At 74.6% G+C, this 11,300-nt stretch carries 10 protein-coding genes; 5 read left to right on the plus strand and 5 right to left on the minus strand.

Going from position 1 to position 11,300, the window contains the following annotated elements:
• Positions 1-10: 10 nt before the first annotated feature.
• From GCG21_RS02370 to GCG21_RS02390, 5 genes are read right to left on the minus strand one after another with little or no spacing between them, the layout of a single operon-like run.
• Positions 11-1,303 (minus strand): DUF58 domain-containing protein, encoded by a 1,293-nt coding sequence (locus GCG21_RS02370; protein ID WP_152817619.1) that lies wholly within the window; start codon positions 1,301-1,303, stop codon positions 11-13.
• A 5-nt stretch (positions 1,304-1,308) separates the two neighbouring features.
• Entirely contained in the window at positions 1,309-2,376 is a 1,068-nt protein-coding gene (locus GCG21_RS02375; RefSeq protein ID WP_152817620.1) for a MoxR family ATPase, read from the minus strand.
• On the minus strand, positions 2,373-3,518 hold the full coding sequence (locus tag GCG21_RS02380; RefSeq protein WP_152817621.1) for a DUF4350 domain-containing protein: 1,146 nt from the start codon (positions 3,516-3,518) through the stop codon (positions 2,373-2,375). Before GCG21_RS02380 ends, GCG21_RS02375 begins: the two co-directional genes overlap by 4 nt.
• Positions 3,515-4,192: a DUF4129 domain-containing protein gene (locus GCG21_RS02385; RefSeq protein WP_152817622.1), complete on the minus strand. Its 678-nt coding sequence runs from the start codon at positions 4,190-4,192 to the stop codon at positions 3,515-3,517. The genes GCG21_RS02380 and GCG21_RS02385 overlap by 4 nt, the downstream gene beginning before the upstream one ends.
• Positions 4,193-4,203: 11 nt before the next feature.
• Positions 4,204-5,364, minus strand: a complete 1,161-nt coding sequence (locus GCG21_RS02390; protein ID WP_152817623.1) for a hypothetical protein — start codon at positions 5,362-5,364, stop codon at positions 4,204-4,206.
• Positions 5,365-5,527: 163 nt separating this feature from the next.
• Between GCG21_RS02390 and mtrA the strand changes: the two genes are divergently transcribed.
• The 5 genes from mtrA (at position 5,528) to hpf (ending at position 11,255) form a co-directional block, all read left to right on the plus strand.
• Positions 5,528-6,211: an MtrAB system response regulator MtrA gene (gene mtrA / locus GCG21_RS02395; protein WP_152817624.1), complete on the plus strand. Its 684-nt coding sequence runs from the start codon at positions 5,528-5,530 to the stop codon at positions 6,209-6,211.
• An 11-nt stretch (positions 6,212-6,222) separates the two neighbouring features.
• Entirely contained in the window at positions 6,223-7,905 is a 1,683-nt protein-coding gene (gene mtrB / locus GCG21_RS02400; protein WP_370517217.1) for an MtrAB system histidine kinase MtrB, read from the plus strand.
• Complete coding sequence (locus tag GCG21_RS02405; protein ID WP_152817626.1) at positions 7,902-9,599, plus strand: LpqB family beta-propeller domain-containing protein; 1,698 nt, start codon at positions 7,902-7,904, stop codon at positions 9,597-9,599. Before mtrB ends, GCG21_RS02405 begins: the two co-directional genes overlap by 4 nt.
• Positions 9,600-9,700: 101 nt before the next feature.
• Positions 9,701-10,417, plus strand: coding sequence for a ComF family protein (locus GCG21_RS02410; protein ID WP_152817627.1), 717 nt, complete (start codon positions 9,701-9,703; stop codon positions 10,415-10,417).
• Between the two features lie 187 nt (positions 10,418-10,604).
• Positions 10,605-11,255 carry a ribosome hibernation-promoting factor, HPF/YfiA family gene (gene hpf, locus GCG21_RS02415; RefSeq protein ID WP_152817628.1) on the plus strand — a complete coding sequence of 217 codons (651 nt, stop codon included), beginning with the start codon at positions 10,605-10,607 and terminating at the stop codon, positions 11,253-11,255.
• Positions 11,256-11,300 lie beyond the last annotated feature (45 nt).

The raw sequence follows: 11,300 nt of genomic DNA on the forward strand, positions 1-11,300 counted from the left end.
CGCGGCCCGCTCAGAGCCGGCCGGCCGCCTTGAGGGCGAGGTAGGCATCGGCCACGCCCGGCGCCAGCTCCTCGGGCGCGCACTCGAGCACCCGGGTGCCGCCCGTGCGCAGGAGCCGGGCCACCTCGGCGCGCTCGGCGCCGGCCTGCTCCGCGGCCGCGGCCGTGAACAGGTCGGCGACCTCGGCGCGGGCGCGGGTGAGGGCCGTGGCACCCGGATCGAGGGCCCCGGCGACGAGCACCTGATGGGTGCCGGCGAGGGCGGCGACGACGTCGAGCAGGCCGGACTCCAGCGCGGCGGGCTCGATCGCGGTGAGGACCACCACGAGCCCGCGCTGGGAGAGGGTGCCGCGGACGAGCCGCGCCACGAGCGGCCAGTCGGGTTCGACGAGCCGGGCGTCGAGCGGGCCGAGCGCCTCGGCCACCGCCGACAGGGCCGCGGGCCCCTTGTGCTCGCTCGCCCGGGCCCGGACCTGTGCGTCCACCGCGACCAGGTCGACCCGGTCCCCGGCGCTCGTGGCCAGGGCGGTGAGCAGCAGTGCCGCCTCGATCTGGGCGTCGAGGCGCGGCTCGCCGCCGAGCCGGGCCGCGGCGAGCCGGGAGGTGTCGACCACCACGAGGATGCGCCGATCGCGTTCGGGTCGCCAGGTGCGCACGACGAGCTCCTGCCGCCGGGCGGTGGCGCGCCAGTCGATCGCCCGCACGTCGTCGCCCTGGACGTATTCGCGCAGCGAGTCGAATTCCGTGCCGGGGCCGCGCACATTCACCGCGGCCCGGCCGTCCATCTCCCGCAGCCGCGCGAGCCGGGAGGGCAGGTGACGCCGCGACCGGAACTCCGGGAGCACCCGCAGCACGCCGGCCACGGGCGCGCTGAACTGGCGCGACGTGAGCCGCAGCGGACCGGTGAGCCGCACCGTGACCCAGTCGGTGCTGCGATGGCCGCGGCGCGTCGGGTGCAGCCGGGTCGTGAGCCGGACGGACTCCCCGGGCGGCAGCAGCAGGGCGTGCCGGTTCGGCCGCGCCCCGGCGCTCGGCTGCCACGCGTCCCGCAGCATGCCGCGCACGGTCCGCCGGCCCGGATTCGTCACGGTGAGCCGGGTGCGTGCCTGTTGCGAGAGCCGCACCGACCCGAGCGGTGCGCGCTGCACGACCAGCCTCGAGGGCGCGGGCGTGAGCAGCCAGTCGACGAGGAAGACCGCCAGGCACGCGACGCCCCAGGCGAGCAGGTACTCCGGCAGGCCGGTGAGCGCGAGGGCCGCGAGCCCCAGCGCCACGAGCAGCACCGCGCGGCCGGTGAGAATCATCGCCGTCAGCGGGGGACCGGCACGGTGGCGATGACGCCGTCGATCACGGAGGCGCCGGTCACCCCCTCGAGGAGGGCCTCGGCCCGCACCTGCAGCCGATGCTGCAGGGTGGGTTGCGCGAGCGCCTTGACGTCGTCCGGGGTGACGAAGTCGCGGCCCGAGAGCCACGCCCACGCCCGCGCCGTGCGCATGAGGGCGGTCGCGCCCCGCGGGGAGGCCCCGAGGGAGAGGGAGGGGGAGGTGCGGGTGGCCCGGCACAGGTCGACGACGTAGCCGAGTACATCGGGGGCCACCTCGACCCGGGACACCTCGGCGCGGGCGGCGGCCAGGTCCTCGGCGCCGGCGACCGCCCGCAGCCCCGCCGCGGCGAGGTCGCGCGGGTCGAAGTCGTGGGCGTGTCGGGCGAGCACCTCGACCTCCGCGGCCCGCTGGGGCAGCGGCATCGTGAGCTTGAGCAGGAACCGGTCGAGCTGGGCCTCGGGCAACGGATAGGTGCCCTCGTACTCCACCGGGTTCTGGGTGGCGATGACCATGAACGGATCCGGCAGCGGCCGGGGGGTGCCGTCGACGCTCACCTGCCGCTCCTCCATCGCCTCGAGCAGGGAGGCCTGGGTCTTCGGCGGGGTGCGGTTGATCTCGTCCGCGAGCATGAGATGGGTGAAGACCGGCCCCTCCCGGAAGGAGAATTCGGCCGTGTGCGCGTCGTAGACGAGCGATCCGGTCACGTCGCCGGGCATGAGGTCGGGGGTGAACTGCACCCGCGTCATCCCCAGGTCGAGCGCGGCGCCGAGGGCGCGCACGAGGAGGGTCTTGGCCACCCCCGGCACCCCCTCGAGCAGCACGTGCCCCCGGCAGAGCAGCCCGATGACGAGGCCGCTCACGGCGGCGTCCTGGCTCACGACCGCCTTCGCCACCTCGCCCCGGATGCGTCCCAGCGTCGCGTGCACGGGTGAGGCGGGGGCGGGCGCCGGGCGGACGGTCGCCGCGGCGGGGGCGCCGCCCTGCTCGGGGACGGCGAAGCCCGGCTCCCGGGGCAGGTCGCCCGTCCCCGGGGCTCCGTACGGATTGGTCATCGGTGATGAACCTCGCTCTCGAGTATGTCCAGTGCGTGTGCCAGCGTGCTCAATCCTGCCGCATCCGTCGGCGGCGGGCCGTAGAGGACCGCCGCGATCGCCGCCGGCGGGCGGCCCGTCAGGGCGCCGATCCGGCCGGCCACCTCCGCCCGCCCCGCGCCCGGGGCGAGCCCGATCCGGTCGGCCATCCGGCCCGTGGCACCGGCGCGCAGCGCCCGGGCGGCGTGCGGGACGTCCCGGTGTCGCCGGTACAGGGCGCCGCGACCGGAGACCGTCTCCGAGGCCGGCACGGTCACCGGCAGGGGTTCGACGGCGAGCCGTCCGAAGCGCGGGATCTGCCACCAGGCGAGGGCGAGGGCGAGGATCCCCGCGGCCGTCCACAGCAGCGTGAGCGGATCGGCGGGCGCCGCGGACTCGCCCGTGGGGTCGTCGGTCGAGGCGACCATCCAGGTGAGCTCCGAGCCGGTGCCGAGGACGCGCAGGGCGAGCGCGGCGTTGCCCGCCTCGGCGAGCGAGCGGTTGAGTGCGACCTCCCGCGGAATCACGGTGATCGAGCGCCCGTCCTGCTTCCAGCGCACCATGAGGGCGCCGCCCGCGTCCGCCACGGGGAAGCATTCCATCGCCCCGTCCGGGCCGGTGAAGACGGGTCCGCCGGCCGCGATCGACCCGGCGGCGACGGCGTCCGGGTCGGAGCAGTCGGCGGCGACGGTGCCCGCGGCCACGTGCCCCGCGCGCACGAGCCCCGACGTGGCCGCGGACGGGTCCTCGGCCAGGCCGCCGGCGTCGAGGAGCACGAGGTCGGTGCCCAGGCCGGTGATCCGCTCGAACTGCTCGGGGGTGAGGCGGCCCGGGTCGACGATGGCGATGGTCTCGGACGCCTGCTCGAGCGTCGCGTCGGTGCGCACCGAGACCCGCACGTCGACGCCGTGGGCGGCGAGGATCCGGGTGACCGCCATGGCGCCGTTCCCACGCGAGTTGTCCGGGTGGCCGGGGATGGTCGAGGGCTGCCGGGACATGAGTTGGGCGGCGATCCCCACGCCGAGGAGCACGACCGCGACGATCGCCACCGCCCACCACCGGGCCCTCCCGGAGCCGCCGGCGGAATCGGGCAGCCGGGTGATCGGTGCCGGGCGCGAGGTCATCGAAGGACCCCGGTGCGCTCTGTCTGCTCAGTCTGCTCTGTCGGTGCTGCCGGTGCCGGCCGGGTACGACGGATGCGGTCGTCGAGGTCGACGAGACGGGTGAGGTCGGCGGGGGCGGCGGCCTCGTCGCCGTAACGGACCGCGTCGAAGAACCGGGCCGCCCGGTCGAGTTCCTCGGCGTGCCCGGGCAGCTGCACCGCGGCCCCGGCCGCGGCCTCCCGGGCCGTGCGCCCCGGGCCGTCGGAGCCGATCGCCCGCTCGTCCAGGCCGCGCACGAGGGCGCGGAACATCTCGACGACGGCGAGCGCCGAATCACCGCGGTCGCCGGCGGCGCGGGCGGCGGCGCGCAGCTGCGCGGCGGTGCGCTCGTCGTCGTGCTCGAGCACGGCCGCAGCGGCGTCTCCAGGCCGTCGCCGGTGCCCGCCCGGCCGGCCGAGGACGAATGCCCCGAGCGTGATCGCGGCGATGACCACGAGCAACAGGATCGGCACGAACGCGATGCCGAGGCCACCGGCCGCGTCGGCCAGGCTCTGGATCCAGCCGGAGATCGCCTCGAGCGCGACCTCGAGCCAGGACCGGCCGTCGTCGTGATAGACGGCCTTGCTCAGCTCGCGTTCGGCCCACTCCCGGGCCTCGTCGGCATCGGGCAGGAGCGGGGGCTGCAGTCGGCGCACGGGCGGCTCGATCAGCGCCGGGCGGCCGCGGCGAGCTCGACGTCCAGGGCCTCGTAGCGGATGCGCTGGTCGATGTAGAGCAGGGCGACCACCGAGGCGAGGAACGGGGTGGTGAAGGCCTGCACGAGCGCGCTGAGCGCGACCGAGACGACCATCGCCACGGTGGGGGAGGCGAGCGAGGCCAGGCTCGAGCCCGGCCCGGAGATCATCCCGGAGACGACGCCGATGATCACGCTGGTGAGCAGGTAGATGCCCAGGATCCGCCAGAAGGAGCGGATCCCGAGCCGCCAGCCGCGCCGCAGCGCGGTGCCGACGCCGGCCCGCTCGAGCATGAGCGCGGGGGTGGCGAGCAACGTGACGGTCGCGAGGAACAGCATCGCCGCGAGCGCCACCACGACGAGCAGGAACGTCACGAGCGCGCCCGCGGTCAGCCCGACCGCGGCGAAGGTGAGGACGGCGAGGACCGCCGCGATCCCGACCGGAGCGACGACCAGGAGGGTGACGAGCAGCGTGAGACCGAGCAGCCGGGCGAACAACGGGGCCGACTCGCGCCAGGCCTCACCGAGGGAGAGCTTGCGCCCGATGACCGCCTGGCTGACGGTCTGCATGAGCAGGCCGGTGAGCAGCGTCGTCACCACGAGTGAGAGGAGCGAGGTGATGCCGGTGGTCACGGCGAGCGACCCGAGGGTCGAGGTCATCTGATCGAGATCCTCCTGCGTGAGGGTCTCGGGGTCGCTCGGCGTCCACGCCGCGAGCTCGGCGAGCGGGCCGGCGCTGACGAGGTAGGTGAGAACCGCGAGCACGGTCACGACGATTCCCGAGAGCACGAACATGACCACCGGGTTCGTCCGGATCGCCCTGAACGCCCCCTCGTAGAGGTCGCCCAGGCGCAGCGGGCGCAGCGGGATGATGCCGACCTGTGCCTGCGGCAGGCCGGGCTCGGGGCCGGACGGGGCGCCGTATTGGCCGTATTGACCGTACTGGCCGTACTGACCCTGCTGGCCGTATTGGCCGTACTGACCCTGCTGACCGTATTGGCCCTGCTGGCTCCCGTCGCCGTGCTGCTGCGGGGCCGGCGCCCCGGAGCCGTAGCCGGACGCCGGGGGAACGCCCCAGCCGCCGGCCGGCTCGGGCCGGTCGGGTTGCTGCGGGCCGGTGGGTGGGTAGGACATGACTCCCCTGGGGTTCGACGCGAATCGTACTCATCCTGCCATCTTCCGCGGCCCTTTCGAAGCGCCGCATCCGCCCCGTCCGCGCTCCCGCGGGGGGCGGGGAGCCCGCGTGTCCCGGGCACCCTCCCGGCGCACGGGGAGCGACGATGAGACCATGGGTGCCATGAGTGCTCGAGTCTTGGTGGTCGACGATGATGCGGCCCTGTCGGAGATGATCGGTATCGTGCTCGAATCCGAGGGGTTCGAGGCGGTCTTCAGCGCCGACGGCACCTCCGCGATGGAGGCCTTCCGCGCGAGCGGCCCCGATCTCGTGCTGCTCGACCTTATGCTGCCCGGCATCGACGGCATCGAGGTGTGCCGGCGCATCCGGGCGGAGTCCGGGGTGCCGGTCATCATGCTCACCGCGAAGAGCGACACGGCCGACGTCGTCGTCGGGCTCGAGGCCGGGGCCGACGACTACATCCCCAAGCCCTTCAAGCCCCGGGAGCTCGTGGCCCGAGTCCGTGCCCGCCTGCGCCGCCACGACGAGGACGAGGTGGAGAAGCTCGCCGTGGGCGACCTGGCGATCGACGTCGTCGGACACCGCGTGACCCGCGGCAACGAGGTCATCTCGCTCACGCCGCTGGAATTCGACCTCCTCGTCGCCCTCGCCCGCAAGCCCTGGCAGGTGTTCTCCCGCGAGGTCCTCCTCGAGCAGGTGTGGGGCTACCGGCACCAGGCCGACACCCGGCTCGTCAACGTGCACGTGCAGCGGCTGCGGGCCAAGGTCGAGCGGGATCCCGAGAACCCCGAGATCGTCGTGACCGTCCGCGGTGTCGGATACCGGGCGGGCGCCGGCGGCGAATGAGGCCGGCCCAGGTGGCGTTCGGACGCCGGGTGCGGGCCCGGGGGCGGTACCTGCGTAGGCGGGCCCGACTGTGGGGCTACGCCTGGCGGCGCAGCCTGCGGCTGCGGGTCGTCTCGACGACCGTCGTCATCGGCATCGGATCGCTGCTGCTGCTCGGCACGCTCCTGTCGACCCAGGTGCGCGACGGGATCTTCGACGACCGCGCCGAGCAGGTCCTGGCCGACGCGGCCTCCCGCACCCAGTCGGCCCAGGACCGCTTCGACTCCGCCACCGCGAACAGCACGCAGGCCGTGCAGCAGCTCGCCAACGACACGGTTCGTTCGCTGCAGGAGACCGCCGTGGGCACGGCCGGTGTCGTGCTGCTGCGGTCGCAGGATGCGACCGGTCCGATCGAGATCCTGCCCTTCGCGACCGATCCGCGGCTGCGGGCACTCATCACCCCGCTGCTGAGCCAGGCGGTGCGGGAGCAGGACCGGCAGCAATGGCAGTCGGTCGCGATGCCGGTCCCGGGCGAGGCCGGCGTGACCGCCCCGGGGATCGCGGTCGGCTCCCGGGTCCTCATCCCCGGGGCGGGCGAGCACGAGCTCTACTTCATCTACTCCCTGGCCGCGGAGCAGGACACGCTGTGGCTGCTCCAGCGGGCCCTGGCCGTGGGCGGCCTCGCGCTCGTGGCGATGCTCGTCCTCATGACCTGGTACATCACCCGCCAGGTGCTCGACCCGGTGCAGCAGGCCGCGAAGGTGGCCGCGACCCTCTCGGCCGGCGGCCTCGACGTGCGGATGCGGGTCGTCGGCCGCGACGAGCTCGCCCTGCTCGCCCGCTCCTTCAACGACATGGCCCAGAACCTCCAGGACCAGATCGAACGGCTCGCGGAGCTCTCCCGGATGCAGCAGCGGTTCGTCTCCGACGTGTCCCACGAGCTGCGCACCCCGCTCACGACGATCCGGATGGCCTCGGAGCTGCTGTACGAGAGCCGCGAGCAGCTGCCCGCCGCGCAGCGCCGCTCCGTCGAACTGCTCGCGACCCAGCTCGACCGGTTCGAGGCGCTCCTGGCCGACCTGCTGGAGATCTCCCGATTCGACGCCGGCGCCGTCGAGCTCGAGGCGGAGCAGTCGGACCTGCGCGGCGTCGTCGACCGGGTCGTGGGCCTGACCGAGGCGATCGCGGCCGATCGGGGCTCCTGGCTCGACGTCGACCTGCCGGCCGCCGGGGTCGCCGCCGAACTCGACTCGCGCCGGATCGAGCGGGTGGTCCGCAACCTCGTGGTCAACGCGATCGAGCACGGGGAGGGGCACCCGATCGAGATCCGCGTCGGCGCCGGGCCCCGCGCCGTGGCCGTGAGCGTGCGCGACCACGGCGTCGGCATGACCGCGCGCCAGGCCGAGCACGTCTTCGACCGCTTCTGGCGGGCCGATCCCGCCCGCCAGCGCACCCTCGGCGGCACCGGGCTGGGACTGGCGATCGCGCTCGAGGACGTGCGGCTGCACGGCGGGGCCCTGGAGGCGTGGGGGAGCCCCGGGGAAGGCGCGTGCTTCCGCCTCACCCTGCCCCGGCGGGCGGGCATGACGATCGACCCCGCCTCCGAATCCCCGCTGCCGCTGCGCCCGGACCGGACCGCGGCCGAGACCGAACGGCCCGCCACCGATCCGAGCGGACCGGCGGCCGTGCCCGAGCTCGACCAGGAGGAGCAATGACCACGCGACGCCCCGGCCCACGCGCCCTCGCAGCGGTCCTCATCGGTGCCTGTGCCCTCGCCCTGAGCTCCTGCGTCGGCCTGCCCACCTCCGGCCCCGTCCATGCCGGGGTGGACTCCGCCGTGGAGCCCGACGCGATCGTCTTCCTCGCCGCCGACCCGCGCCCCGGCGACGACCCCGAGCAGATCGTGCGGGGCTTCCTCGACGCGAACCCCGCGGGGGTCGCCGACCGGTTCGAGACGGCCCAGAAGTATCTGACGGAGGCCGCTCGCTCGACGTGGCGACCCGGCGGCGGCGTGACGATCTACTCCGGCACCACCCCGCCGTCCGTGCACGAGGTCGAACCCGGCCACGTCGCGGTCGAGCTGACGGTCGCGGCCTACGTCGACGAGACGGGGGTGTACACCGAGGAGGCCCCGGGCGCCGAGAAGACGATCGAGTTCTCGCTCGCGCGAGTCGGCGACGAGTGGCGGATCTCCGGGCTCGATGACGGGGTGATCATGTCCGCGGTGAACTTCGGCTCGCAGTACCGCCAGGTCCCCCTCTACTTCCTCTCTCCCGACCTGCGCTTCTTCGTGCCGGACACCCGCTGGTTCCCGCAGGGGAACGCCGCGACCTCGGCGGTGCAGGCCCTGCTGCGCGGACCGGTCGGCTGGCTCGCGCCCGGCGTCATCACCGCCTTCCCCTCCGGCACGAGGGCCGAGCCGGTGACGATCACCGAGGGCGTGGCGGAGGTCGGGCTGTCCCAGGAGGTGCTCGCCGCCGCCGGACCGGACCGGCAGATCCTCCTCGCGCAACTGCAGCAGACGCTCACCCGGCTCCCGCAGGTGCGCCGGGTCCACGCGACGGCCGGTCAGGTCGACCTCGAGGAGGGGGTCACCCCGATCAACCCGACCCTCGACCCCGCGGTCGGGGTGAATCCCATCGGCATCTCGGACGGGACCCTCGCGACCGTCGCCGGGGGAGAGGTGAGCCCGCTGCCGGACTCGGTTCCGCTCGCCGCGGGCCGCTATGGGGCGCTCGCGGTGCCCTACGGCGACGGCCCCGTCGTCGGCCTCGTCGGCGACGACACCCTCGCGACCCTGCCGACCGCCGAGACCGAGTCCCGGACCCTGCTCGAGGCGCCCGGCCCGCTCGTGGCGCCCAGCTACGACCGGTTCGGCCTCGTGTGGACGGGGGCGCAGGAGAACGAGGGCCGCCTGCTCACGGCCGACCCCGTGACCGGGGAGCAGACCGAGGTGGCGGCCCCGGCGCTCACGGGCCGACACCTGCGGGCCCTGCGGGTGAGCCGGGACGGCGCACGGCTCGCCGTCATCACCGAGGCGGACGGCGACGTCGCGGTGCTCGTGGGCGCGATCGTCCGCGACGAGCAGGGCACGGCACTCGACCTCGGCGGGGCCCAGCGGGTGGGCCAGGCACTCACGGACGCCACGGCGCTCGTGTGGATCGACGAGCAGGAACTCGGCGTGCTCGGCATCGCGAACAACTCCCCGCAGACCGTGCACGTCGTGCCGATCGGGGGCCCCACGGCCGCGCTGCCCTCGGTGCCGGACGTGGTCTCCATCGCCGCCGGGCGCGGCGAACACGAACTGTGGCTCGGCACCGCGAACGGCGACCTCTACGCCCGCTCCGGGAACGGGTGGCGCAAGGTGGGGGAGGACCTGACCCTGACCGACCCGACCCTGCCGGGCTGACCGGCGCGCCCGCCCGTCCCGGCCGTCCACAGGCCGCCCGGCCGTCCACAGGCCGGGGCCGGCGCGATGCGCCGCGGGCGGTGGGCGGGCAGGCTCGGTCCATGGTCATCGCCCCGCGCCCGGTGCGCCTGCTCGCGCGGGCGGCGAGCGATCTCGTGCTGCCGAACTGGTGCCCCGGCTGCGGCCGTCCCGGGCGCGTGCTCTGCTGCGACTGCGAGCGGGAGTTCCGGCACTGGTTCCGGGCCGACGTCGATGCCGCGAACCTGGCCACGCTCGGACTTCCCACCTGGTCCGCGGCCGGATACCACGGCCCGGTCCGGCGGATCGTCATGTCCTGGAAGTCCGGCAGCCGCCCGGATCTCGCCGAGCCGATGGCCCGGATCGGCCGCGGGCTCGGCAGCCGGCTCGGACGGACCCTCGCCGTCCCGGTCGCGCCGGGCCCGCTCGCGGTCGTGCCCGCGCCGTCGGGGTGGCGCCGGCGCTGGCGCGGCCGGGAGGTGGTCGAGCCCTGGGCGCGCGCCGTCGCCGCGGGACTCGCGGCCGAACTCGGCACGGACGTGCCGGTGACGGTGCTCCTGGCCCGCACCGGCGGCCGGAGCCACCACCTCGGTGCGGCCGCGCGCCGGGACGAGCGGGAACGGGCCATCGGGCGTCGCCGGGGCGCGACCGCGGAACCGGCGGCGGGCTACGTGCTGGTCGACGACGTCGTCACGACGGGCGCGACGCTCGCGGCGGCCGCGACCGCGCTCGGTGGAGCAGCCCTGGCCGCGGTGACGCTGGCCGCGACGCCGGCCCCGCGGCGTCGTCTCGAGGTCTGAGACATGGCCTTTGCCAGGCAACTCCCAGGGCGAAACGAGTGCATCGGCGCGGCCGTTCTTATAGCGTTCAAGGACAGTCGTCCACTCAGGCGGGAGGTGGTGGAGCGCGCGGCGTCGCGGCATCGAACGCGGCGAATTGTCGGGCCGGAACGGGCCCAAATCAGTGTGAAGAAGCATGGAGGTCGTCATGGAGATTGTGGTTGTTGGTCGCCACACCGAGGTAGCAGATCGGTTCCGTCGCCACGTCGAGGACAAGCTCGGCAAGGTGGGCCAGTACTCCCCCTACGCGCAGCGGGTCGACGTCGAGGTCAGCCACGAGCGCAACCCGCGGCTGGTCGAGCGCTCCGAGCGCATCGAGCTCACGGTCCGGGCCAAGGGCCCGGTCGTGCGCGCCGAGGCGAGTGCCACGGATCGCTACGCCGCGCTCGACCTCGCCACCGCCAAGCTGTACGAGCGGCTCCGCCGCGCTCGTGATCGGCGGAAGTCGCACCACACCCGCGGGCAGTTCCCGGACCACGTCGTACCGAACGAACTGCTCCCGACCCCCGAGCCCGAACCGGTCGAGCCCGACGGACTCGTCGCGCCGACCGAGCCGGGGATCGCCGTCGAGAGCCAGTTGGGCGATTCGCCGGTGCTCGTGCGCCAGAAGGTGCACGAGACCACCCCGATGAGCGTCGACCAGGCGCTCGCCGAGATGGAGTACGTGGGCCACCCGTTCTACCTGTTCATCGACGCCGAGACCCACCAGCCGTGCGTCGTCTATCACCGGCACGGCTGGACCTACGGCGTCATCCGCCTGGCCGTCGAGGTCACGGCACCGGAGCCGGCGACCGTCTGAGTCGGCGACCCCTCTTCCTGCCGGGCCGCCCCGTAACCGGGGTGG

The sequence above is a fragment of the Pseudactinotalea sp. HY160 genome, from assembly GCF_009372055.1.
Taxonomy (GTDB): Bacteria; Actinomycetota; Actinomycetes; order Actinomycetales; family Beutenbergiaceae; genus HY158.

Bases quoted from the DNA above. Each gene is read 5' to 3' on its own strand.
- GCG21_RS02370 (WP_152817619.1), bottom strand. From the start codon at position 1,303: ATGATTCTCACCGGCCGCGCGGTGCTGCTCGTGGCGCTGGGGCTCGCG.
- GCG21_RS02375 (WP_152817620.1), bottom strand. From the start codon at position 2,376: ATGACCAATCCGTACGGAGCCCCGGGGACGGGCGACCTGCCCCGGGAG.
- GCG21_RS02380 (WP_152817621.1), bottom strand. From the start codon at position 3,518: ATGACCTCGCGCCCGGCACCGATCACCCGGCTGCCCGATTCCGCCGGC.
- GCG21_RS02390 (WP_152817623.1), bottom strand. From the start codon at position 5,364: ATGTCCTACCCACCCACCGGCCCGCAGCAACCCGACCGGCCCGAGCCG.
- mtrA (WP_152817624.1), top strand. From the start codon at position 5,528: ATGAGTGCTCGAGTCTTGGTGGTCGACGATGATGCGGCCCTGTCGGAG.
- GCG21_RS02405 (WP_152817626.1), top strand. From the start codon at position 7,902: ATGACCACGCGACGCCCCGGCCCACGCGCCCTCGCAGCGGTCCTCATC.
- GCG21_RS02410 (WP_152817627.1), top strand. From the start codon at position 9,701: ATGGTCATCGCCCCGCGCCCGGTGCGCCTGCTCGCGCGGGCGGCGAGC.
- hpf (WP_152817628.1), top strand. From the start codon at position 10,605: ATGGAGATTGTGGTTGTTGGTCGCCACACCGAGGTAGCAGATCGGTTC.